This window comes from Streptomyces sp. NPDC028419 (genome assembly GCF_055565515.1).
This window is the reverse complement of sequence record NZ_JBVHUE010000065.1, coordinates 1-23,211: the sequence shown is the minus strand read 5'-3', so window position 1 is coordinate 23,211 and position 23,211 is coordinate 1. Positions and strand designations below refer to the sequence as shown.

The 23,211-nt window shown below is 73.5% G+C and carries 22 protein-coding genes; 16 read left to right on the top strand and 6 right to left on the bottom strand.

The window, feature by feature from the left end; all coding sequences use genetic code 11:
• Positions 1-107 precede the first annotated feature (107 nt).
• Complete coding sequence (locus tag ACZ4UB_RS38805) at positions 108-1,565, bottom strand: helix-turn-helix domain-containing protein (RefSeq protein ID WP_468077877.1); 1,458 nt, start codon at positions 1,563-1,565, stop codon at positions 108-110.
• 119 nt (positions 1,566-1,684) lie between these two features.
• Here ACZ4UB_RS38805 and ACZ4UB_RS38800 point away from each other — a divergent pair, with 119 nt between their 5' ends.
• Complete coding sequence (locus ACZ4UB_RS38800) at positions 1,685-3,352, top strand: cell division protein PerM (protein WP_468077875.1); 1,668 nt, start codon at positions 1,685-1,687, stop codon at positions 3,350-3,352.
• A gap of 319 nt (positions 3,353-3,671) precedes the next feature.
• Here ACZ4UB_RS38800 and ACZ4UB_RS38795 read toward each other — a convergent pair whose 3' ends face one another.
• Complete coding sequence (locus ACZ4UB_RS38795) at positions 3,672-4,313, bottom strand: hypothetical protein (RefSeq protein ID WP_468077873.1); 642 nt, start codon at positions 4,311-4,313, stop codon at positions 3,672-3,674.
• 254 nt (positions 4,314-4,567) lie between these two features.
• On the opposite strand from ACZ4UB_RS38795, the gene purN reads away from it, so the two are divergent.
• Entirely contained in the window at positions 4,568-5,167 is a 600-nt protein-coding gene (gene purN / locus ACZ4UB_RS38790; protein ID WP_467965698.1) for a phosphoribosylglycinamide formyltransferase, read from the top strand.
• Entirely contained in the window at positions 5,164-6,756 is a 1,593-nt protein-coding gene (purH, locus tag ACZ4UB_RS38785) for a bifunctional phosphoribosylaminoimidazolecarboxamide formyltransferase/IMP cyclohydrolase (RefSeq protein WP_354384591.1), read from the top strand. Before purN ends, purH begins: the two co-directional genes overlap by 4 nt.
• Positions 6,757-6,837: 81 nt before the next feature.
• Here the strand turns inward: purH and ACZ4UB_RS38780 are convergent, their stop codons facing one another.
• Positions 6,838-7,467, bottom strand: a complete 630-nt coding sequence (locus ACZ4UB_RS38780) for a proline-rich domain-containing protein (protein WP_468077871.1) — start codon at positions 7,465-7,467, stop codon at positions 6,838-6,840.
• Between the two features lie 264 nt (positions 7,468-7,731).
• Here ACZ4UB_RS38780 and ACZ4UB_RS38775 point away from each other — a divergent pair, with 264 nt between their 5' ends.
• Positions 7,732-8,601, top strand: coding sequence for a bifunctional methylenetetrahydrofolate dehydrogenase/methenyltetrahydrofolate cyclohydrolase (locus ACZ4UB_RS38775; RefSeq protein WP_468077869.1), 870 nt, complete (start codon positions 7,732-7,734; stop codon positions 8,599-8,601).
• Positions 8,598-9,077 carry a DUF3017 domain-containing protein gene (locus ACZ4UB_RS38770; RefSeq protein WP_468077867.1) on the top strand — a complete coding sequence of 160 codons (480 nt, stop codon included), beginning with the start codon at positions 8,598-8,600 and terminating at the stop codon, positions 9,075-9,077. The genes ACZ4UB_RS38775 and ACZ4UB_RS38770 overlap by 4 nt, the downstream gene beginning before the upstream one ends.
• Here the strand turns inward: ACZ4UB_RS38770 and ACZ4UB_RS38765 are convergent.
• On the bottom strand, positions 9,064-9,975 hold the full coding sequence (locus tag ACZ4UB_RS38765) for a LysR family transcriptional regulator (RefSeq protein WP_468077865.1): 912 nt from the start codon (positions 9,973-9,975) through the stop codon (positions 9,064-9,066). The genes ACZ4UB_RS38770 and ACZ4UB_RS38765 overlap by 14 nt on opposite strands.
• Before the next feature lie 71 nt (positions 9,976-10,046).
• Here ACZ4UB_RS38765 and ACZ4UB_RS38760 point away from each other — a divergent pair, with 71 nt between their 5' ends.
• The 10 genes from ACZ4UB_RS38760 (at position 10,047) to ACZ4UB_RS38715 (ending at position 19,772) form a co-directional block, all read left to right on the top strand.
• Positions 10,047-10,649 (top strand): short chain dehydrogenase, encoded by a 603-nt coding sequence (locus ACZ4UB_RS38760; RefSeq protein ID WP_404012353.1) that lies wholly within the window; start codon positions 10,047-10,049, stop codon positions 10,647-10,649.
• A 162-nt stretch (positions 10,650-10,811) separates the two neighbouring features.
• Positions 10,812-11,609 carry an aspartate/glutamate racemase family protein gene (locus tag ACZ4UB_RS38755; RefSeq protein ID WP_468077863.1) on the top strand — a complete coding sequence of 266 codons (798 nt, stop codon included), beginning with the start codon at positions 10,812-10,814 and terminating at the stop codon, positions 11,607-11,609.
• A complete protein-coding gene (locus tag ACZ4UB_RS38750; protein WP_468077861.1) occupies positions 11,609-12,601 on the top strand; it encodes a DMT family transporter in 993 nt (330 codons plus the stop codon). The genes ACZ4UB_RS38755 and ACZ4UB_RS38750 overlap by 1 nt, the downstream gene beginning before the upstream one ends.
• 205 nt (positions 12,602-12,806) lie before the next feature.
• Positions 12,807-13,664 (top strand): iron-containing redox enzyme family protein, encoded by an 858-nt coding sequence (locus ACZ4UB_RS38745; protein ID WP_468077859.1) that lies wholly within the window; start codon positions 12,807-12,809, stop codon positions 13,662-13,664.
• Between the two features lie 114 nt (positions 13,665-13,778).
• On the top strand, positions 13,779-14,786 hold the full coding sequence (locus ACZ4UB_RS38740) for a fatty acid desaturase family protein (protein ID WP_468077857.1): 1,008 nt from the start codon (positions 13,779-13,781) through the stop codon (positions 14,784-14,786).
• On the top strand, positions 14,783-15,229 hold the full coding sequence (locus tag ACZ4UB_RS38735) for a hypothetical protein (RefSeq protein WP_354384581.1): 447 nt from the start codon (positions 14,783-14,785) through the stop codon (positions 15,227-15,229). The genes ACZ4UB_RS38740 and ACZ4UB_RS38735 overlap by 4 nt, the downstream gene beginning before the upstream one ends.
• 216 nt (positions 15,230-15,445) lie before the next feature.
• On the top strand, positions 15,446-16,435 hold the full coding sequence (locus ACZ4UB_RS38730; protein ID WP_354384580.1) for a malate dehydrogenase: 990 nt from the start codon (positions 15,446-15,448) through the stop codon (positions 16,433-16,435).
• A gap of 132 nt (positions 16,436-16,567) precedes the next feature.
• Entirely contained in the window at positions 16,568-18,364 is a 1,797-nt protein-coding gene (locus ACZ4UB_RS38725; protein WP_468077854.1) for a hypothetical protein, read from the top strand.
• On the top strand, positions 18,348-18,752 hold the full coding sequence (locus ACZ4UB_RS38720; RefSeq protein WP_468077852.1) for a hypothetical protein: 405 nt from the start codon (positions 18,348-18,350) through the stop codon (positions 18,750-18,752). Before ACZ4UB_RS38725 ends, ACZ4UB_RS38720 begins: the two co-directional genes overlap by 17 nt.
• Positions 18,753-18,755: 3 nt before the next feature.
• On the top strand, positions 18,756-19,772 hold the full coding sequence (locus ACZ4UB_RS38715) for a hypothetical protein (protein ID WP_468077850.1): 1,017 nt from the start codon (positions 18,756-18,758) through the stop codon (positions 19,770-19,772).
• Positions 19,773-19,781: 9 nt separating this feature from the next.
• Here the strand turns inward: ACZ4UB_RS38715 and ACZ4UB_RS38710 are convergent, their stop codons facing one another.
• A complete protein-coding gene (locus ACZ4UB_RS38710; RefSeq protein ID WP_354384576.1) occupies positions 19,782-20,294 on the bottom strand; it encodes a carboxymuconolactone decarboxylase family protein in 513 nt (170 codons plus the stop codon).
• 46 nt (positions 20,295-20,340) lie between these two features.
• Between ACZ4UB_RS38710 and pdxR the strand changes: the two genes are divergently transcribed.
• The gene (gene pdxR / locus ACZ4UB_RS38705; RefSeq protein WP_468077848.1) at positions 20,341-21,738 is read left to right on the top strand and encodes a MocR-like pyridoxine biosynthesis transcription factor PdxR; all 1,398 of its coding nucleotides are present in this window, start codon (positions 20,341-20,343) and stop codon (positions 21,736-21,738) included.
• A gap of 423 nt (positions 21,739-22,161) precedes the next feature.
• Here pdxR and ACZ4UB_RS38700 read toward each other — a convergent pair whose 3' ends face one another.
• The gene (locus ACZ4UB_RS38700) at positions 22,162-23,019 is read right to left on the bottom strand and encodes a DMT family protein (RefSeq protein WP_468077879.1); all 858 of its coding nucleotides are present in this window, start codon (positions 23,017-23,019) and stop codon (positions 22,162-22,164) included.
• Between the last annotated feature and the right edge of the window lie 192 nt (positions 23,020-23,211).

Sequence of the window (23,211 nt, the reverse complement as noted above, 5' to 3'; positions counted from 1 at the left end):
CCCCCCCCCCCCCCCCCCCCCCCCCCCCCCCCCCCCCCCCCCCCCCCCCCCCCCCCCCCCCCCCCCCCCCCCCCCCCCCCCCCCCCCCCCCCACGCCCGTTTCCGCGCTATTCGCCCTTCGGGTGCAGCCGGTGGGGGCCGGCGGCCGGCTCCGAGCGGAGCTTCTCGTGCAGTTCCCTGCTCGTGTCGCTGAGCCGCGGCGGACCGTTGTGCGGGGCGGGCACGCCGGCGACGGTGGCCCCGGGGGCCGGCACCGGCTCGTACCGCGTCGGCGCCGTCACGGCCGTGTAGGCGGTCGCCGCCGCGATCGCCGCCGTCAGCCCGACGACCGCACGGGTCCAGAAGCGGGTGCGGTGCTCCGAGGTGCGCCGCACGTCCGCCGCCGGACGCGGTTCGAGGGACACGGCGGGCGTGAGCGAGCCCAGCCGTTCGCGCAGCAGCGCCGACTGCTTCTCCGGCGCTACGTCGACCAGCTCGGGCAGCCGGTCGGCGAGCTCGGCATGCGCGTTGACCAGCCGGTTTCCGGCGGTCGGGGTGCTGGCCTCGGTCTCGGCGGCGGTGTCCGGCAGGTCGAGGCCGATGCCGTCGTAGAGCAGCACGGTGCGCCGGTGGGTGGGAGGCAGCGACAGCATCGCGTCCATGAGGATGCGGTCGGCGGGCTCGGCCGGCGGCCGGTCGGGGTGCCGGTGCGCCCGCCCGAGCCGGTGCCAGGGCGAGAGCGCGTACTCGTACGCCGCCGCGCGCACCCATCCGACGGGATCGGGGTCGGTGGCGACCTCGGGCCACTGCTGCCAGGCCCGGTGGAAGGCGCGCTCGACGGACTCGCGGGCGAGGGCGCGGCGCCCGGTGAGCAGGTACGTCTGCCGTACGAGGGCGGGCGCGGCGTAGCCGTAGAGCGCGTCGAAGGCTTCGGCGGGGGCGAGGGGCGCCGGCTCCGGCCGGTCCCGGGCTTCGGGCGCGGCGGAGTCGGCGTCGGCGTCGGCCGCGGCGGCCGGTTGCGGGGCCGGTTCCGGTGCCGCTGCCGGGGCCGGCGCCGGGTCGGGAGCGGCTGCGGGAGGCGCCGGCGTCGGGGCCGGGTGGGGGGAGCGGTGCCCGGTGGGGGCGGCGGTCCTGGTCTCGTGCCCGGGTGATCCGGCGGGGGGCTTCGCGGCCCGCTTGGCGGCGGCCTTCGGTCGGGTCTGGGCCGCGGTGGGCCGCGCCGCGCCGCCGGCCTTGGTGAAGGCCCGTACCGCACCGGCGACGCGGAGGGCGGCGCCGGGCGTCCCGGCCGTGGAGTTGTGCACGGGATCGCCGGCGGCGCCGGTCACGGGGATGCCGGAGCCGTCGCCGTCGGCCACCTCGGCCGCCTCGGGCCCGTCCGCGCCGGTCAGCAGCTTGACGTACGCCTCGCGCTTGCGGCCCCGGGGGGCCGTGCGGCCGGTCTCCCAGGAGCGGACCGTGGAGGGGGTCACGCCGACGGCGGTGGCGACGTCGTCATGGGTCAGCTCGGCCGCCTCGCGCAGTCTGCGGCGTTCCTTCGGGGAGGGAAGGGCCAGCTCCGAGGTCGTCTCGATGCTTTGTGTCATGCCACACTCCCCGCGACCCGGCAGCCCTGGGCGAAAAAGTACATAAACGTATATTGAGCGACACCACGGGCATTCGCCTGTTACCCGCCCATAGCGCGTGTCGTTGGCACCATGGCGGGGTGACCCAAGTGACCGAACGCGGGACGTCCTTGCCGGCGACGCCGCGGTCCGGCGGACGGCGCCGTTCCCCGGCGGCCGCCGCGTGCGTGCTGAGCGGGGCCGTGGCCGCCGGACTGGGGCTCGGCTGCGTCGCCGTCCTCGTCATCGTGCTGTGGATCAGCTCGCCGTACCCCGACAGCGGCCCCGGCGGGGCCCTGCACGTGGCGGCCGGGCTGTGGCTGCTCGCCCACGGGACCGAGCTGATCAGGTACGACACCCTGTCCGGGGTGCCGGCGCCGGTGGGGATCACTCCCTTGCTGCTGCTGGGCCTGCCCATCCTCCTCATGCGGCGGGCGGCGCGGCTCGCGACCGACGACGGGGGTGGCGGCGACGACGGCGCCGGCGCGGCCGGGGGCGAAGTGCTGTCCGCCGGCACGGTCTTCGCCGCGGTGCTCTGCGGCTACCTCGCCGTCGGGGCGGGCGCCACCGTGTACGCGGCCCGGGGGCCGGTGCCGGCCGATCCGCTCAGTGCGGCCTGGCACGTGCCGCTGGTCGCGGTGGTCTCGGCCGCCGCCGGGGTCTGGGCCGCCCGGGGCCGCCCGGGCGTGCACTGGCCGGCCTGGGTGCCCAGCGGCGTGCGCAGGGCCTGTACGCGCCCCCGGTACGCGCTGGCGCTGCGGGCCGGGAGCGCGGGGGCGCTCGTACTCGTCGGCGGGGGCGCGCTGTTGCTCGCGGCCTCGCTGGCCTGGCACGCCGGGGAGGTCCAGGCGTCGTTCCTGTCGCTGACCGGGGTGTGGTCGGGCCGCTTCGCGGTGCTGCTGGTGGCGCTGGGGCTGGTGCCGAACGCGGCGGTGTGGGGTGCGGCGTACGCGCTCGGGCCGGGCTTCGCCGTGGGCACCGGGGCGACCGCGACCCCGCTCGGCTTCGCCGGATCGCCCGCGATGCCGGGCTTCCCGCTGCTGGCGGGACTGCCGCCGGAGGGGCCCGGCTCGCTGCTGACCTGGGCGGTGGGCGTGATCCCGGTGGCCGCCGGGCTGGTGGTGGGGTGGTTCGCGGTGCGGCGGGCCCGGGAGGTCTCCTACGCGGAGACCGCGCTGACCGCGGCGCTGGGCGGGGTGGTGTGCGGGTTGCTGCTGGGCGGGCTCGCGGCGATCGCCGGGGGGCCGCTGGGCTCGCGGGAGCTGGCCGACTTCGGTCCGGTGTGGTGGACGACCGGAGCCGCGGCGGCGGGGTGGACGGTGGGGTTGGCGGTGCCGGTGGCGCTGGTGGTGCACGGGTGGCGAGAGCGGCCGGTGCGGTTGGCGCGGGCGGAGCGGGGGGAGCGGGCGGGGGGCTGGCACGACAGCGGGGTGCGGGAGCTTCGGTGGGCGGCCCTCCGCAAGGCCGCGGGGACCTTGGTTCCGGAGTTCCCGGCCCCTTGGACGCCGCCGGGCCCGCCGGCCCCGCCGTCTGCGCCGTCTGAGCCTTCCGTGCTGCCGGCTCCGGACTCCGTGGGTTCCGTGGTGCCGGTACCGGTACCGGGGCCGCCGGGTGGGGGTGACGTGGCCGCGACGTTGCGGGTGGCCCTGGAGGAGCTGGCTGCCGACGTGGAGCCGGGCGTGCCCGATCCGCCGCGGGCGGGGGGCCTGACGCCCGCGGTGGGGGGCGCACGGGTCATGACCAGGCGGGTGCCGCCGGGCGAGGGCTAGCGGCGGGGGCCCGGCCCCCGGCCCGTTCCGGGCGAGTGCTCGGCTCGGGCCCCGGCGGTCGCGGTGCCTCCGGCGGCGCCTCAAACGCCGGCGGGGCTGGATTGGCCGGGCGGGCTGGGTTGGCCCGGCCCCCGCGGTGGATCCGGTGCCTCCGGCGGCGCCTCAAACGCCGGTGGGGCTGGGTTGGCCGGGCGGGCTGGGTTGGCCCGGCCCCCGCGGTGGATCCGGTGCCTCCGGCGGCGCCTCAAACGCCGGCGGGGCTGGGTTGGCCGGGTGGGCTGGGTTGGCCCGGGACCGGCGGGTGTCGGGTGGGGGGCGGTTACTGGGGGACCTTCAGGAGGTCGCCCAGGAAGTTGTTCGGGAGTTGGGTGTTGCACTGGAGCTCGGCCGTGTGCGTGAGGGCGTCGTCGCGGCAGACGTAGAAGTCCTTGTACGCGATCTGCAGGCCGTAGGTGCCCAGGGCCAGGACCAGGGCCAGCGTCGCCGTGACCAGGCCGCTGATCGCGGCCGCGCGCTGGGGGCGGGCCGCCGGGCCCAGGGAGGCCAGGCCGCTCTCGGCCGGGGCCGCGCCGGCCGTGCCCGTCGCTTCCGCCGGCTCGGGGCGCTTGGCGCGCAGCGCGCTCACGCCCCAGTACAGCGCGAGCGCCCCCAGCAGCAGGCCCACCGACGGGATGCCGAACACGCCGAGGAAGAAGCCCCACATGCCCGCGAGCAGCGCGTACCGGGCGCGCCGCTGGACGGGGTCGGACGGGTCCCAGCGGGCCGGGCCGCCCCCGAGGCCGTCCGGTCCGCCGTCACCGCCGTCCCGGCCGCGGCGTTCCTGTTCGTCCGCGCCGTGCCTCGGCGCCCAGGGCTGGTCGGGCCGCCCCTCCGGGGGAGCCGCGAAGGGGTTGTCCTGCCGGGGGGAGTCGTCGGGCGCGGAGGGCGGTGTGGGAGAGGAGGGCTGACGGCGGTCCGGCATCGGGTGCGTTTCTTCCCCTGTGTGGTGGTGTGGCTGGTGGGCCCGTGGCTGCCGTGTCCGGTGTAAATGACCGTGAACGGCTTGTATGCCTGACGCTACCTGCCGGTCGTCCCCCCGTCCCTCGGGGGCCGTCCGGTGTGCCGGTATCGTTGCAGGCGGTCGGTGGCTTCGTATGGTCCCCCGTATATCGGGGTGCCCGAGTTTCGTACGACCGTACAAAGACGAAACCCGCATTCCGCAAGAAAGGGCCTCCCATGGCCGCCTCCCGCCTGGTCGTGCTGGTCTCCGGCTCCGGCACCAACCTCCAGGCCCTGCTCGATGCCGTCGATCTGGGCGCCGAAGTCGTCGCCGTGGGGGCCGACCGCGAGAACATCGTGGGTCTGGAGCGGGCCGAGAAGGCCGGCATCCCCACGTTCGTGTGTCCCGTCAAGGGGTACGCCAGCCGCGCGGAGTGGGACGCCGCGCTCACCGAGGCCACCGCCGCCTTCGAGCCGGACCTGGTGGTCTCCGCCGGGTTCATGAAGATCGTGGGCGAGCGGTTCATCGACCGCTTCGGCGGCCGGTTCATCAACACCCACCCCGCCCTGCTGCCCGCCTTCCCCGGCGCGCACGGCGTACGGGACGCCCTCGCGTACGGCGCGAAGGTCACCGGGTGCACGGTCCACTTCGTGGACACCGGCGTGGACACCGGTCCGATCATCGCCCAGGGTGTGGTCGAGGTCCTGGGCGAGGACGACGAAGCCGCTCTCCATGAGCGCATCAAGGAAGTCGAGCGCACGCTGCTCGTCGATGTCGTGGGGCGCCTGGCCCGGCACGGCTACCGCATTGAGGGACGAAAGGTAACAATCCAGTGACCGCCGTAGAGACCGCAGAGAGCAACGACCCCGTGACGACCCAGCGGCCGATCCGGCGCGCGCTCGTGAGCGTCTACGACAAGACGGGACTGGAAGAGCTGGCCCGCGGCCTGCACGAGGCGGGCGTCACGCTCGTCTCCACCGGCTCCACCGCCTCGAAGATCGCCGCCGCCGGGGTGCCCGTCACCAAGGTCGAGGAGCTGACCGGCTTCCCCGAGTGCCTGGACGGCCGGGTCAAGACCCTGCACCCCCGCGTGCACGCGGGCATCCTCGCGGACCTGCGCCTGGAGGACCACCGCCGCCAGCTCGCCGAGCTGGAGGTCGAGCCCTTCGACCTGGTGATCGTCAACCTGTACCCCTTCCGGGAGACCGTCGCCTCCGGCGCCAGCCCCGACGAGTGCGTCGAGCAGATCGACATCGGCGGCCCCTCGATGGTCCGCGCCGCGGCCAAGAACCACCCGTCGGTCGCCGTGGTGACCAGCCCCGAGCGCTACGCCGACGTCCTCACCGCGGCCCGCGGCGGCGGCTTCGACCTGACCGCGCGCAAGCGGCTGGCGGCCGAGGCCTTCCAGCACACCGCCGCCTACGACGTCGCCGTGGCCTCCTGGTTCACGAATGCGTACGCTCCGGAAGAGGGCGCCGTGCTCCCCGAGTTCCTGGCCGGTGCCTGGGACCGCAAGGCGAGCCTGCGCTACGGCGAGAACCCGCACCAGTCCGCCGCGCTGTACACGGACGGCCAGCCGGGCGGGCTCGCCAACGCCGAGCAGCTGCACGGCAAGGAGATGTCCTTCAACAACTACCTGGACACCGAGGCCGCCCGCCGCGCCGCCTACGACCACGACGAGCCCTGCGTCGCGATCATCAAGCACGCCAACCCCTGCGGCATCGCGGTCGGCGCGGACGTCGCCGAGGCGCACCGCAAGGCGCACGCCTGCGACCCGCTCTCGGCCTTCGGCGGCGTCATCGCGGTCAACCGCCCGGTGACCGTCGCGCTCGCCGAGCAGGTCGCGGAGATCTTCACCGAGGTCATCGCCGCCCCGGCGTACGAGGACGGCGCCCTGGAGGTCCTCGCCAAGAAGAAGAACATCCGCGTCCTGAAGGTGGACGGCGACCCGCACCAGCCGGGCGACCTGAAGCAGATCAGCGGCGGCGCGCTGCTCCAGCACTCGGACCTCTTCCAGGCCGAGGGCGACGACCCGGCGAACTGGACGCTCGCCACCGGTGACGCCCTGTCGGCGGCCGAACTCGCCGAGCTGGCCTTCGCCTGGACGGCCTGCCGCGCGGTCAAGTCGAACGCGATCCTGCTGGCCAAGGACCGTGCCTCGGTCGGCGTCGGCATGGGTCAGGTCAACCGCGTCGACTCGGCGAAGCTCGCCGTCGAGCGGGCCGGAGCCGAGCGCGCGCAGGGCTCGTACGCCGCGTCGGACGCCTTCTTCCCCTTCCCCGACGGGTTGGAGATCCTGACCGCCGCGGGCATCAAGGCCGTGGTGCAGCCGGGCGGCTCGGTCCGTGACGAGCAGGTCATCGAGGCCGCGCGGAAGGCGGGCGTCACGATGTACTTCACCGGGACGCGCCACTTCTTCCACTGATCCGGCAGGTGTGAGAACGCCGAAGGCCGCGACCCGCACTGCGGGTCGCGGCCTTCGGCGTGTGTGGTGCTGCCGTCCGGCTCAGAAGCGCGGGCGGTTGAAGTACTGGCCCGCCTCGCCCTTGGCCAGGAAGACGATGACGAGGATGCCGAGCACCAGGCTGATGAGCGCGAAGACGTTCGCGGTCAGCAGGCTGATCAGGCTGAACAGGGTGACGACGGAGGCGTAGATGATGCCCGAGATGCGCACACCGCTGCCACCCTTGCCCAGCTTGGCGGCGGTGAGGATGCCCCACAGGGCGAAGCCCAGGATGAGCACGCCCACGGCGATCATGGCGCCCGCCCCGAAGGCGGCCGCCTTGTCGGTGTCGGCGCTGCTGAGCCCCGAGGTCGACGAGGTGTCGGCGCCCGAAATCATGTCCGCGACCCAAGCCGAGGCGATCATCGCGACCACGCCGCCGAGGGCCTGCAGGCCGCCCAGGATGTAGAGCATGATGCGGGCGCCCTTGACGCCGCCCGGCATCTCGACGGGCCCGCCCGGGTAGCCGACGGGAGCACCCGGGTAACCGGCGGGGGCACCCTGCTGCGGGTAGCCGTAGCCGCCCTGCGGCGGGACACCCTGAGGGGCCTGCTGCGGGTAGCCGTAGCCGGGCTGTCCGCCCTGCGGCTGCTGCTGCTGGCCGTACGGGTTGTTCGGGTCGCCGAAGCTCATGTTGGGGTGTTCCTCCGTAGAAGTGCGGGGACGCGTGGTCAGCACGGAGGAACTCTTGCGAATGCGGTCCGCCCCCCGGCACTGCCCGCGGCACTATTGCCGCCATCGTGGTCGGGTCCGGCCCGCATTGTCCAGTCGATTGGCGCTTGAGGGCGCCACTTGTTGTGCAAGTGCAATGAACCGGGCCCTGGTACGGGTGTCTTGGCCGGTCATCACGAGTGGTGCGAGTGGAACCGGGGGCGGTCCATCCGGGAGGATGGGTCCATGACCGCCCAGATTCTCGATGGCAAGGCCACCGCGTCCGCGATCAAGTCCGAACTGACGGCCCGCGTGGCGGCCCTCACGGCCCGGGGCATCACCCCCGGCCTGGGCACCCTGCTGGTCGGCGACGATCCCGGGAGCCGCTGGTACGTCAACGGCAAGCACAAGGACTGCGCCGAGGTCGGCATCGCCTCGATCCAGCGCGAACTGCCCGCGACCGCCTCCCAGGAGGACATCGAAGCGGTCGTCCGTGAACTCAACGACAACCCCGAGTGCACGGGGTACATCGTCCAACTGCCGCTCCCCAAGGGCATCGACACCAACCGCGTGCTCGAACTGATGGACCCGGCGAAGGACGCCGACGGCCTGCACCCGATGTCCCTGGGCCGGTTGGTGCTGGGCGAGCCGGGCCCGCTGCCCTGCACCCCCTACGGCATCGTGGAACTGCTGCGGCACCACGACGTGGAGATCAACGGCGCGCACGTGGTGGTGCTCGGCCGCGGGATCACCGTGGGCCGGTCCATCGGCCTGCTGCTGACCCGCAAGTCGGAGAACGCCACCGTGACGCTGTGCCACACCGGTACGCGCGACCTGCCGGCGCTGCTGCGGCAGGCGGACATCGTGGTCGCGGCCGCGGGCGTGCCGCACCTGGTCAAGCCCGAGGACGTGAAGCCGGGGGCGGCGGTCCTCGACGTCGGCGTCAGCCGGGACGAGAACGGGAAGATCGTCGGGGACGTGCACCCGGGGGTCGCGGAGGTGGCCGGGTGGCTGTCCCCCAATCCGGGCGGTGTCGGTCCCATGACGCGGGCGCAGCTGCTGGTGAACGTGGTGGAGGCGGCGGAGCGGCTGGTTCCGGCGGCGGAGACCGCGTGAGCGGGGCGGACCCGCGGGGCGCCGGCGAGGCCGAGCCCCAGGCCGAGGCGGGCGCGGGCGCGGGGCGGGCGGCGGAGCAGGGCGCCGCGCGCCCCTCGCGGCGGCCGCCCTCCGTCACGCGCGACACCGCCCGGCCCGAGGGTGGCGGCCGGGCGGCGCCCGGCGGCGCTCCCGCGCCGGCGCGCCAGTGGCCGATGTTGAGCGTGCTCGGGGCCACCGCCGCCGGGCTGCTCATCACCGCTTTCGGCTACTCCCGGGTGGGCTGCCTGTTCATCGGGGTGGCGCTGGTCGCCGCCGCGGTGATGCGGCGGGTGCTGCCGTCCGTGGGGATGCTCGCGGTGCGCTCCCGCTTCACGGACATGGTCACCTACGGCGTCCTCGGCGTCGCGATCATCCTGCTCTCGCTGGTGACGGAGCCGAAGCCGTGGCTGGAGATCCCGTTCCTGACGGACGCCGTGCGCTTCACGGTCCGCTGAGCCCCGGCGCCCCGGCGTTCAGCCCCGCCAGGACCGCCAGGGTCGCCGCGATGGCGGGCTGGGCCTTGGCGCCCGTACGGACCAGGGCCTCGATGGTGCGGCCGCGTCCCGGGAGGGTGAGGATCGCGGTGCCGGGCGGCGGGGCGTCGCACAGCAGCTTGGGCAGGATCGTCACCGCGTGCCCGGTGGCGACCAGCCACAGCGCCCCGCGCAGATCGCCGCAGTCGTGCTCGATCCGCGGGGTGAAGCCGGCGTTGCGGCAGGCGTGCAGCAGCATCTCGCGGCAGCTGCTGGGCGCCGGCGCGGAGATCCACGCGTGGTCGCGCAGGGCCGCGAGCCCCTCCCGCGCCACGGCCGGCCGCAGCGCCTGCGGCAGCGCCAGGCAGAGCGGGTCGTCGAACAGCGGCACCGAGGTGGTGCCGATCGCCGGCGGCTCGCCCAGCAGGTGGTAGTGGTAGGTGACGACCAGGTCCAGCTCCCGCCGGCGCAGCCGCGGGACGGCGTCCTCCGGCTCGGCCTGCACGATCCGGGGCCGCAGCAGCGGGTGGCGCCGGGCCAGCTCCGCGACGAGCGGCGCCGCGACTGGCCCCAGGGCGCTCGGCGCGCAGCCGATGCCCAGCTCCCCGCTGAGGTCGTCGTCGAGCGCGCGCACCGCCCCCTCGGCGCGCTCCAGCGCCGCCAGGACGTGCTCGCACTCGGCCGCGAGGGCCGCTCCGGCGGCCGTGAGCCGCAGCCCGCGCCCCTCGCGGCGCATGAGCGAGGCGCCCGCCTCCGACTCCAGGGCCCGCAGCTGCTGGGACACGGCGGACGGGGTCACGCCGTGGAGGTCGGCGACCGCGGTCACCTTTCCGTGTTGTGCCAGGTCACGCAGGATCACCATGCGCTTCACATCAAGCATGAGTTCATCTTAATGATGGTTGAAGCCTGAGTAGCTGGACTTCACTGTCTTTCCCGCGCCATCCTCGGTCCATGAAGATTCTGCTGATCGGCGCGAACGGAACACTCGGACGAGCGGTCCACACGGCCCTGCGGGAGCGCGACCACGAGGTCGTCACCGCTTCCCGCAAGGACTCGGACTTCTTCGTCGACATCACCGACCCCGCATCCATCCGCTCCCTCTACGACCAGGCGGGCCCGGTCGACGCGGTCGCGAGCGCGGCGGGCAGCGTCCCGTGGAAGCCCGTGGGCGAGCTGACCACCCAGGACATCCGGGCCGGCCTCGAAGGCAAGGCCGTCAGCCAGATCGAGCTGGTCCTCCAGGGTCTGGAGCGGCTCCCCGCGCACGGTTCGTTCACCCTCATCACCGGCATCCTGGCCCGCGAGTTCCTGCTCACCGGCGCGGTCTCCTCCCTCGCCAACGGCGCCGTCGAGGCCTTCGTCCGCGCGGCCGCCATCGAACTCCCGGGCCGCCAGCGGATCAACGCGGTCAGCCCGACGGTCTTCGAGGAGTCCATGGACGTCTACGGCGACACCTTCGCCGGATTCGACGCCGTCCCGGTGGCCCGGGCCGCGGCCGCCTACGTGAAGTCGATCGAGGGCCACCAGACCGGACAGGTCTTCCGGGTCGGATAGTCCCCCGAATAATCGCCCGGACCGGGATCATTCGCTGATCATCCGTTGCGTGGATAACCGCACTGCGTAAAGCCGAACCATGACCGTACCTTCCCGGGCCCGCCCGGGGAATGCACAGTCGGTAGGTATCTCTGGAATTTTCCGGATTACGGAGGAGCAGTGATGAACGCAACGGATGACGGCTCGGGAACAGGCGCGACCCCCCAGGTGCTGAAGATCGGGCTCGTCGGGGGATTGAGCTTCCCGTCGACGATCACCTACTACTACCGCATAAACCGCGAGATCAACAGTCGGCTCGGTCTCGCGCATTCTCCGCGCATCGCCCTGGAAAGCCTGGACTTCCAGCCGATGGTGGAAGCGATCGCGGCCCGGGACGGCGACTCGGTGGCCGGCCAGATCGCGGGCGCCGCGCGCCGCCTGCAGGCCGGCGGCGCCGACTTCTTCGCGATCTGCTGCAACACCGTCCACGAGTACGCCGACCTGGTCACCGCGCAGACCGACCTCCCGCTCATCAACATCTGCAAGGTGACCGCGGCGGAGACCGAGCGCCTCGGCTTCACCAAGATCGGACTGCTGGGTTCGGCCTTCTCGATGGAGGAGTCCTTCTACCGCGACGAGTTCACCGCCCGCGGCATCGAGGTCGTCGTCCCCGAGGCGGACGACCGGGCCTTCATGCAGTACTCCATCGAGCGCGAGCTGTGCACGGGCACCATCTCCCAGGCCACCCGCGACCGCTTCCTGCGGATCTCCAACGACGTCCTCGCGCAGGGCGCGCAGGCGCTCGTCCTGGCCTGCACCGAGGTGCCGCTGGTGGTCCGGCCGGAGGACTTCGACGCCCCGGTGATCGACACGGTCCACGTGCACACCCAGGCCATCGTGGAGTACGCCCTCGCCCACGCCGGGGCGGCGGAGCCGGTCCCCGCCGCCGAGGCGGCCACCGCGGGCGCCGGGCGGGCGTGATGCGCGCCGTCCACGTCAAGATGACGGTCGCGACGGTCCTCCTCGGCTCGTACCTCGTCGCGAGCAAGCTGATCCTGCGCGAGGTGCCGGTCTTCACCGCCACCTTCGTGCGCCTGGTCGCCGCGGTCGTGGTGCTCGCCGTGTACGTGCGGCTGCGGCCCCCGGAGCGCGGCGGCGCGCGGCCCGCCCGGCCCGGGCGCCGCGACGCCGCGGTGCTCTTCGCGCAGACCCTGCTCGGGGTGTTCCTGTTCAGCGTCTTCGCCATGTACGGGGTGAAGTTCACCGGGGCCATCGAGGCCGGCGTGCTCCTCGGCATGGTGCCCATCTCGATCAGCCTGGTCGCCGTCGTCTTCCTCGGGGAGCGGCTGACCGGGCGGCGCGGGCTGGGGATCGCGCTGGCCGTGCTGGGGGCCGTGAGCATCAACGTGATGAGCGGCGGCGGGCGCACGGCCGGTGCGCACGCGGCGCTCGGCGTGCTGCTGCTCGTGTGCTCGGTGCTGTGCGAGGCGGTCTTCGTCACCTTCGGCAAACTGCTGCGGACGCCCATCGCGCCCGCCCGGCTCTCGCTGATCCTGTCGGTGGCCGGGGCGCTGATGTTCCTGGTGCCGGCGGGCTTCGAGTCGCACTGGGGCGCCTCCCTGGCCGGGGTGGGCTGGCAGACCTGGGCCCTGATGGCCTACACCGGGGTGGCCATCAACGGCATCGCGGTCGTGCTCATGTACGACAGCCTCGACAGCGTGGACACCACGGTGGTGGCGGCCTTCACGGCGCTCACCCCGGTCAGTGGCGCCGTGCTGTCCGTCCTGCTGCTCGGCGAGCAGCTGCGCGCCTACCACCTGGTCGGCATGGTCCTGGTGGTCGGCGGGGTCTTCGTCGTGGCCAAGGAAAAGCCGGCCGCGAAGAAGGGAAAGGAGGCCGTCGAGCCGGCGGGCGCCGGCCCGGAGGAATCCGCGGACAGACCTCCTGCGTATTCCGGCAATGCGGTTAGCTGAACCTTGAGAGCCCTTCTCCGGGGAGTCCCGGACACGGCAGAGTCTTGTTTAGGACGAGACTCTCAAGAAGGGAACGGTAACAATGGCCACTGCCCTTGCTGCCCCTCTCATTTCCACCGTATCGGGTTCCTCGAATTCTTTTGACCAGGAGCTCGCGAACGACCTGCTCAAGGCTTTTCCGCAGTCCGGACCACATGACCGCGAAGTGCGGCTGAAGCTCTTCAAACGACTGCACGCCCACTACGTCGCCTACATGGCGGGGCCCGAGGACTTCTCCTCGATCCCCCGGCTCAACGGCGACCCGGGCATCACGGCGATCGAGGACGCCTGGCTGTCCTGGGAGGACGGCCAGGTGGACCCCGCCACGCTGCCGAAGACGGGGGCGGAGTTCCGCAGCTGGTTCCTGACCACCGCGGACCAGCACACCCAGCCCGAGTTCTGTGCCTACCTCGCCGACGAGGCCGACCTCAACGAGATCGCCCTCTTCTTCATGGGCGAGGAGCTCGTCGACAGCAAGTTCGACGACCTGATGGCCTTGGTGCAGATCGGCACCCAGGGCCCCACCAAGCTCACCATCGCCGAGAACTACTGGGACGAGATGGGCGAGGGCAACATCGAGCACATCCACACCCGGATGTTCGAGCACTCCGCCCAGTACATGCGCACGCACCTGGCGCAGTCCGGCATCGACTACTCCAACCTCCAGTTCCCCGAGGCGTACGAGAACGCCTCGCTGCTCCTCCAGTACGGCATCCACCGCCACCTCAACCCCCGCGCCCTCGGCGCGATGGGCGTCCTGGAGCAGAGCGCCTCGCCGCGCTTCCAGGCGATGGTCGACGGCTGCCGGCGCCTCGGCGTCCCGGAGGACGTCATCGACTACCAGCGGATCCACGTCCACGTCGACGCCGATCACGGCGCCGAGTGGTTCGAGGGGGTCTTCGTACCGCTCGTGGACCGCTCGCCCGGTCTGCTGCGGGAGATCTCCCTCGGCGTGCTGACCCGGGTGCGCGTGGCCAACGGCTACTACACGCGCATCTGGGACGCCATGAAGGCACTCCGCTAGCAGCCGGGGCCCGTCAGGGCCGGGACAGCCGACAGGGAACGTCGAGAACGGGTGGAATCGATGCCGATCGCAGAAATACCCCGGAAGCCACAGCTCCTGTACGCACGGGCCCGCGTGACCGGGAACGACCAGACCATCTACATCATCAAGCTGTGCGTCGCCGCGGCGCTCGTGGCCGCGGGCGTCCTGCTCACGGCGCAGGACGCACTGCTGCCCTCCGCGGCGGGGGTCGTGCTGCTCGCCGCCGTCTACACGCACATGGTGGAACTCCAGCACCAGGCGCTGCACCACACCGCCTTCACCTCCGCCAAGCCGCACCGGATCGTCGGGATCCCGCTCGGGCTGCCGCTGCTCGTGTCGTACACCCACTACCGGGTGCGCCACCTCCAGCACCACAAGGCGCTCGGGACCCCGCAGGACTCGGAGTTCTTCGGCTTCGACACCCGGGCGCCCCTCACCTGGGGGATGTTGGCCCGCGGCGCCTTCGACTACTCGCGGCTGTACGTGATCGGCCGCGAGATCGTCCGCAGCTGGCGGGGCACCTGGGAGTACGACGCCGGGGACATCTCGGACCGCAGGCGCGGCGAGATCATGTCCGAGTACCGGTGGATGGCCGTCCTGCCCGTGGCCGCGGTGGCCCTGGCGCTGGCCGGTTACGGCGGGCCGGTGCTGGAACTGTGGGTGCTGCCGCTGCTCGTCGCGGCGCCGATGCACTTCTTCCTGGAGCTGCCGGAGCACATCCTGTGCGACACGGAGACCACGGACGTACTGCGCAACACCCGCTCCATCACGGGCAGCTGGTTCAGCACCTGGTACACCAACGGCAACAACCTGCACGTCGAGCACCACGCGGCGATGACCGTGTCGATCAACCGGCTGCGGGCCCGGCACGACGAGGTCACCACCCTGGCGAAGTACGTCGACCGCAGCTACCCGGCGTTCTTCCTGTCGGTGGCGAAGGAGGCGATGCGCAACGCGCGGCGCTCGCCGGAAGCCGTGGCCGAGCAGGCCGAGGCCGCCAGGGCGGTCCGTCCTCCGGTGACCGTCCCGACGTCCGTACCGGCGCCGGTGTCGGTCGGGGCCGGGGCCGGGGCGCGCCGCTCCCGGGAGGGGTCGGAATGAACCGGCGGCCCGTCCAGGTGCAGGGGCCGGCGATCCATCTGGCCGCCGCCGTCTCCGCCCAGCGGATCCCCGGTCTGATCAGCGCTTCCTTCATCGGCAGCCAGATCCGGCTGGAGGTCCCGGAGGCCGAGTTCAGCATCTGGGTCGGGGCGCACGGACCGGCCGGGCTGGAGCTGCGGATCGAAGCGGTGTTCCGGGAGCTGGGCCAGGACCGCGGAGCCGGCGGCACCTGGTGGAACACCTGGGACCTCACGGTGGGCGACCCGGACGCCCCGGGCCCGGTGCTCGTGGCCGAAACCGCCGGGCCGGACTGCCCCCGGGTGCGGGGGTGCGTACCGGCGGAGCGCACCGCGCGGGCCCTGTCCGGGGAGATCGCCGTGGCGCGCCGGAAGTTCGCCGACCTGCTGGCGGAAGCCAGGCAGCAGGGGCGGGCCGCGGCCTGAACGATCGTCCGAACGGGTGCACCGGCCGGGGAAATCCGGCCGGTGCACCCGTTCGTGTGCCACGGACCACACGGACCCGGCGCATGGGCCGGCCCAGGGTCGGATAGCCTGACGGCGGATGTCTCTTCACGTCAAGATTCAGTGCGGATAGGGAGCGGCGTCCGCCCGCACAGGGGGCGGTGACGCCCCACCGCCAGCTGTCCAACGGAGAAGGCCATGACCCGCACTCCCGTGAATGTCACCGTCACCGGCGCCGCCGGCCAGATCGGCTACGCGCTGCTCTTCCGCATCGCGTCCGGTCACCTGCTCGGCCCGGACGTGCCGGTCAACCTGCGCCTCCTGGAGATCCCGCAGGGCCTCAAGGCCGCCGAGGGCACCGCCATGGAGCTCGACGACTGCGCCTTCCCGCTGCTGCGCGGCATCGAGATCACCGATGACGCCAACAAGGCCTTCGACGGCGCGAACGTCGCCCTCCTGGTCGGCGCCCGCCCGCGCACCAAGGGCATGGAGCGCGGCGACCTGCTCGCGGCCAACGGTGGCATCTTCAAGCCCCAGGGCAAGGCCATCAACGACAACGCCGCGGACGACATCAAGGTCCTCGTCGTCGGCAACCCGGCCAACACCAACGCGCTCATCGCGCAGGCCGCCGCCCCGGACGTACCGGCCGAGCGCTTCACCGCGATGACCCGCCTGGACCACAACCGCGCGATCTCGCAGCTGGCCGCCAAGACCGGCGCCGCCGTCTCCGACATCAAGCGCCTCACCATCTGGGGCAACCACTCGGCCACCCAGTACCCGGACATCTTCCACGCGGAGATCGCGGGCAAGAACGCCGCCGAGCTGATCGCCGACCAGGCCTGGCTCGCCGACGACTTCATCCCGACCGTCGCCAAGCGCGGCGCGGCGATCATCGAGGCCCGTGGCGCGTCCTCGGCCGCCTCGGCCGCCAACGCCGCCATCGACCACGTGTACACGTGGGTCAACGGCACCGCCGAGGGCGACTGGACCTCCATGGGCATCCCGTCGGACGGCTCCTACGGCGTGCCGACCGGCATCATCTCGTCCTTCCCGGTCACCACCAAGGACGGCAAGTACGAGATCGTCCAGGGCCTGGACGTCAACGAGTTCTCCCGCGCCCGCATCGACGCCTCCGTGGCCGAGCTGGTCGAGGAGCGCGACGCGGTCCGCGAGCTGGGCCTCATCTAGTCGCACGGTCGGCCGTGCAATCAGTCGCACAGCCGCACCTCTCACGTCCCTTGCGCCCCGGCCAAACCTGGCCGGGGCGCTTTGGCTTGGATTCGACTGTCCGGGCAGTTGAAACACCCCTAAGGTCGCCCGGTGACCGACCTCCCTGTTCCCCACCAGCCCACACCCGCCGACCGTGGCGGCGGCGGTGACGACGTCCGGGGCGGCCGCTCCCCGGTGCACCCGGCGCTCAGCGAAGCGGGCCGCATGCTGTGCGCGGGCACCTACATAGACGCCCGCTACCGCGACCAGGTGATCAACGAGCTGTACGTCCACGAGGAGCGCATCGTCGCCCCCTCGTACGGCTTCGACGCCGCCCGCGTCCTCGCCCACGCGCTGCGCGCCCGCCGCGCGGAACTGGGCTGGGCCGCCGGGATGGTCGGCGCCTGGTTCGTCGGCATGATCCTCACCGGCGGCGCGCTCATCGCCCTGCTGCTGCCCTTCCTGCTCATGAGCCTGTCCGGCTGGCTGCGCGCCCAGGACAACCGCCTGGTGCGCATCCTGGGCGTGGTGGTGCGCGTCTACACCTGGGTGCTGATGACCGTCCTGATCGTCGCCCTCGTCGGCGTGGGACTGGCCGCCGGGGACGCCTTCGGGCCGCTGGGCGCCGTCGGCGCCGACGCCCTCCTGAACGGCTTCACGGGCTCCGTCACCGGTTCGGGCGACGCCTTCTCCTCCGGCTACGACGACTACTCCGCCGGCTCCTCCGGGAGCCAGGCGTCCGCCGCGCTGTGGTGGGTCCTCGCCGTCTTCCTCGCCCTGGTCGCGCTCGTCTGGCTGCAACGCGGCCAGGCCGCCCGGGCCATCGCCGGGGAGCTCTCCCCGCGCCGGTACGCCGACCTCGCGGGCGACCCCGCCGAGGCCGCTCCCGGCGAGCGCTTCGGCCGGATCCGCGGCCGGATCCGGGTCGAGCAGCACAACCCGCTGATCATGTACAACATCAACGACCCGTTCTGCGGCGCGGGCGAGCCCTTCCGCCCGTGGCACCTGTCCGTGGAGCTGCGCCCGCGCGAGGACCTCGGCCCCGACCGCAAGGCCGTCCCGCTCACCAACAGCGACATCGTGCGCCGGATCGGCCCGCTGCTGCACGCCCTGCGGGTGCCCTCGCCGCACGGCTCCCCGGCCGCGGAGGCCGCCGTACTGGACCGGATGCGCGAACTCGTCGTCGACGAGTGCGTGTTCCTGCCCGGCGGCGGGCTGCCGCACCGCGACGCCGTCCCGCTCACCCCGGACACCTGGGCCGAGCACATGGGCGCGGCCATCGAGGAGGGCGGCGAACGCCGCCGCCACTTCCTGCGCATCCGGGTGGGCGGCTGGGACGAGAACCTCGTGGTCACCCTCTTCGTCCGCGTCCACACCCAGGGCGGCATGATGATGCTGGAGGTCGCGCCGCACGTCCTGCTGCCGCTGCGCGTCGTCTTCCAGAACGCCGACGCCGACGCCCACCGCTACCTCCACAACAACTGGCTCGGCAAGGCCGCCTGGGCGCTGCGCCACACCCCGCGCTCGCTCGCCTCCTCCGTCGTCATCCTCGGCCGCGGCATCGCCAGTTGGTGGCGGATCATCACCGGCGGCCATGGCGGCGCCCTCCCGGAGGGCCCCGGCCTCTCGGTGCGCGAACTCGCCTCCCAGGACAGGGGCTCGCTCTTCCACCTCATGGACCTCGACCGGTACTTGAAAACCGTTCAGGACCGGGTGGTGAGCGGTGTGACACTGGCCCTGCACGAAGCGGGCTGGCACACCGAGGAGTTCGCCCAGCGCGCGATCACCATCGCGGAGGGCGGCACGTTCATCCAATCGGTGAACAACAGCGCCTTCAGCGTCGGCGGCAGCGGACACACCAACACCACCAACCCGGGTAGGAGGAGCAGCGGTGGACATCAGCGGTGAGCAGGAGCACGGCCGGGAGCGCGGCGGGGACGGTGCCGGACGGCCCGTCCAGATCGGCGACGTGAGCGGGAGCAGCTTCAGCATCGGTGGCAGCAACGTCACCAACACGGTCCACCACGGCGGGGCCGCGGCCGCGCCCGGCCCCGAGGAACTGCTGGAAGCGGTACTGGACCTGCGCGCCGCGCTGGTCCGGCTGCCCCGCGGCGCGGACCGCACCGCCCTCGACGCCGAACTGGACGGGGTCGCGGCGGAGCTGGAGGACGCCGACACCATCCGGCCCGGCCTCCCGGCGCGGCTGCGCGCGGCCCTCACCCGCTGGGCTCCGCTGGTCGAGCCGCTGAACGCGGCGACCGCGCTCGGCGCCCTGCTCGTGTCGCTGGGGGGCTGAGCCGTGCCCCCCGCCGCCCCCGGCGCGCCCCGCTGGGACCCGCAGGCGCAGCGCTGGGTCTGGGACTCCGCGCCCGCCGCGCCCTCCGCGGCGCCGCCGACCGCCCCGCCGACGCTGCCCGCGCAGCCCGCCGAACCGCCCGCGCGGCCCGTCGAACCGCCCGTCGCGCCCCCGTACGGGGTGCCGCCGGCGCACCCCGTGTACGGGCCGCCGGACCCCGGGTCGCTGCCGCCGCTCCCGCCCGCCTACACGCAGCAGCTGCCCGTGCAGCAGCAGCCGCCGTACGGGCCGCCGCCGCTCGTGTTCCCGGGCGGGGGCGCGGGCGGGGACGGGCCGTCGCGCCGCTGGATGACCCCGGCCACGGCGGGCATCGCGGTGGCCGCCGTGGTGATCGGCGCGGCCGTCGTCTGGTTCGTGCTGCGCGACACCGGCGGCTCGGCCCCGGACCAGGCGCAGGGCACCGCCACGCCCACCGTCTCCGCTCCGGCCTCCGGGGAACCGACGGGGACGCCGTCGGCCTCGGCCTCGGCCTCACCCTCGCCGTCCGCCTCGACCTCGCCCAGTGCGAGTACGAGCGCGAGCGCGTCGGCGGGCGAGCACGTGAGCGTGACCGACCCGAAGGGCTTCACGGTCGCGGTGCCCAAGGGCTGGAACCGCGACGACCCCGGCAACGGCATCTTCTACCGCTCCGCCGACCGCTCCTCGCTGCTCCAGATCTTCCAGGTGGTCGAACCGGAACTGAGCCCCCTCGACGCGGTCAAGGGAGCCTCGGCCGACCTGCGCAACCGCACCAGCGGCTACACCGAGATCAGGGTCGGCGCGGTTCCCGGCGGCTCGGGCGCCTGCGAGCTGGTCTACGAGTACGACAGCGCGGAGTCGCACGGCCGCCGCCGGGGCGTCGAACGGGTCTTCTACGCCCAGGACGGCAACAAGTGGGCCCTGCTGTCCGCCGGACCCGCCGCCGAGTGGGACACCGTCCAGGCCCACCTCACGGCAGCCGTGGCGGCGTTCCACCCGTAGACCGCGAGGTCAGCTCTTGTACATGCCCGGGGTGTAGTGGCCCGGGACCAGGCGGGTGGTGACGCCGAAGCGGTTCCACACGTTGATCGTCGCGATCACGGCGATCAACTGGGCCAGCTCGGCCTCCTCGAAGTGCTTCGCGGCCGTCGCGTACACCTCGTCGGGAACGAAGCCGTCGGTCAGGACGGTCACGGCCTCGGTCAGCGCGATCGCGGCCAGCTCCTTCTCGGTGTAGAAGTGCCGCGACTCCTCCCAGGCGCTGAGCAGGACGATGCGGTCGACGCTCTCGCCCGCCGCGATCGCGTCCTTGGTGTGCATGTCCAGACAGAAGGCACAGTGGTTCAGCTGCGAGGCGCGGATCTTCACCAGCTCGACGAGGGCCGGGTCCAGGCCCTTCTTCGAGGCGATCTCCAGGGCGAGGACCGCCTTGTAGACCTCGGGGGCGAGCTTGGCGATCTGCATCCGGGGGGTGTGCTCGGGGGCGTGGTGGTCGTGTGCGGAGTGCTGTGCGTTCGTGGTCATGGATCCACCGTACGCAGCGGGCGGCCCACCGCTATGGTCCATATTCATGACGGATTCATGGGCCACTTTCGGCGCTGACCTGCACCTCGAACTGGTCGCGGGACGCGGATTGCGCGCCGGACTCACCGAATCGCTGCGCGAGGCCGCGCGGGGCGGGCGGCTCGCCCCCGGCACCCGGCTCCCCTCCTCCCGTACCCTCGCCGCCGACCTCGGAATCGCCCGCAACACGGTCGCCGAGGCCTACGCCGAACTGGTCGCCGAGGGCTGGCTCACGGCCCGCCAGGGCTCCGGGACCCGGGTCGCCGAGCGGGTCCGCCCGCGCCGGGCCGCCGCGCCGGCGCCGGTACGCCGCCCCGCGCGCCGGGGGCCCTCGTACAGCCTCATGCCCGGCTCCCCGGACCTCGGCGGCTTCCCCCGCGCGGCCTGGCTCAGCGCGGCCCGGCGGGCGCTCACCGACGCCCCGAACGAGGCCTTCGGCTACGGCGGCGACCCGCGCGGGCGGGTGGAGCTGCGGGAGGCGCTCGCCGGGTACCTGGCCCGGGCGCGCGGGGTCCACGCCGACCCCGAACGCATCGTGCTGTGCTCCGGCTTCGCGCACGGACTGCAGCTGATGACCCGGGTGCTGCGGGCGCGCCGGGTCCGGGAGACGGTGGTGGAGGCGTACAGCCTGGACGTGCACCGCGACCTCCTCGTGAGCGGCGGGCTGCGGACCCGGCCCGTGCCGGTGGACGACTGCGGGGCGCGGACGGCGGAGCTCGCCGGGACGGGGGCGGGGGCCGTGCTGCTGACCCCCGCGCACCAGTTCCCCACCGGGGTCGCGCTGACGCCCGGGCGGCGGGCGGCCGCCGTCGACTGGGCGCGGTCCACCGGGGGCCTGATCCTGGAGGACGACTACGACGGCGAGTTCCGCTACGACCGGCAGCCGGTCGGCGCGCTCCAGGGCCTCGACCCGGACCGGGTGGTCTACCTCGGCACCGCCAGCAAGTCCCTGGCGCCGGGGCTGCGCATGGGGTGGATCGTCGCGCCGCCGGGGCTCGTGGACGAGGTCCTCGCGGTCAAGGGCCGCACCGACTGGACCTCCAGCGCGCTGGACCAGCTGACGCTGGCGCAGTTCCTCGTCTCCGGGGCGTACGACCGGCACGTGCGCGGTATGCGGCTGCGGTACCGGCGGCGGCGCGACGAGTTGGTGGCGGCGGTGGGGGAGCGGGTCGCCGTGTCCGGGATCGCGGCGGGGTTGCATGCCGTGCTGGACCTTCCCGGGGGGACGGAGCGGTCGGTGCTCCAGGCGGCCGCCTGGCAGGAGCTGGCCCTGGAGGGCCTCGGGCGCTTCCGGCATCCCGATGCCGACATGCCGCCGCGCGACGCCCTCATCGTCGGCTACGGCACCCCCTCCGACAGCGCCTGGACCCCCACCCTGACCGCCTTGACGGCCACCCTCCCGTAACGCCCCTGCCGGCCAATCCAGCCCCGCCGATGGCCCTGCCGGCCAGTTCACCCCCGCCGATGGCCCATCGGCCAATACAGCTTCGCCGATGGCCATGCCGGCCCATTCAGCCCCGCCGGCGTTTGAGGCGCCGCCGGAGGCACCCCGGCTCCGCCGGGTCGAGGGGTCGCCTTCCCGCCGCTGGGTGGCCGGCGTCGCCTCCGGCGGCGCCTCAATCGCCGGCGGGGCTTGATTTGGCTCGGCCTGTTTGGTCGGCCGGGGGGCGTGCTGGTCAGTTCAGCCCCGCCGGCGGGGCTGGATTTGACCGGGCTTGTGGGCGGGTGCCGGCTTGATTTGGCTCGGCCTGTTTGGTCGGCCGGGGGCGTGCTGGTCAGTTCAGCCTCGCCGGCGTTTGAGGCGCCGCCGGAGGCGCTGTGGGGTCGCCTAGGCGGGGCCGGGTTCGGGACGGTCTGGGTGGGGCGGAGGCGGGGGCGGTTCGCCGAAGCGGGCCAGGGTCAGGGCGCCCGATACGGCTACCGCGAAGCCGAGGACGGCCAGCCAGGCCAGCCCGTCACGGGTGCGGTCACCCAGCCACACCACCCCGACCACCGCCGGCCCGACCGTCTCGCCCAGCACCAACCCGGCCGTGGCCGCCGTCACCGACCCCCGCTGCAGCGCCGAGGTCAGCAGCAGGAACGCCGCCCCACCCCCCAACAGCAGCGCGTACGTCGCCGGATTCGCCACCAACGCCCCCGGCGCGAAGCCGTCGATCAGCCGCACCGCGACCTCCACCACCCCGAAGCCCGTCCCCGCCCCCAGCCCCAGGACCAGCGCCCGCGCCCGGTCCGGCAGCCGCCCCGCCACCGCCCCCACCAGCAGCACCGCCGCCGCGGCGCCCAGCATCGACCACTTGAGCGCCGTACTCCCGGGCCGCGAGCCCTCCGCCCCCGAGGCCAGCCCCAGCAGCGCGAGACCGAGGCAGACCACCCCCACCGCACCCCACTCCGTACCGCTGAGCCGGACCTTCAGCAGGCGCGCCGCGACCACCGCCGTCACGGCCAGGCTGGCGGCCAGCGCCGCACCGACGGCGTAGATCGGGATCGAGCGCAGGGCGATGATCTGGAAGACGAAGCCGATCCCGTCCAGGCTGAGGCCCGCCAGGTACCGCCACTGCCGCAGCGCCCGCAGCAGCAGCGCCGCGTCCACCCCCGACCCCGTCCCGGGCTCGGCCGCCCGCGCGGCCACCGCCTGGAGCACGGAGGCGGTACCGAAACAGACCGCGGCCGCGAGCGCGCACACCATCCCGATCAGCACGGGACCCACTCTGGCACCCTCCCGCCGCCACCGCCGGACGCAACTCCGGCGACGGCGGCCCGGGACCCGGAGCGGTCACAGCACCAGGGCGTGTTTCGAAAGTCCCTCCTGGCTCGCGACGCCTGGTACCGCACCTCGCGGCGTTGTCGGAACGCCCGATTACGTCCAGTAGGCGGGCGA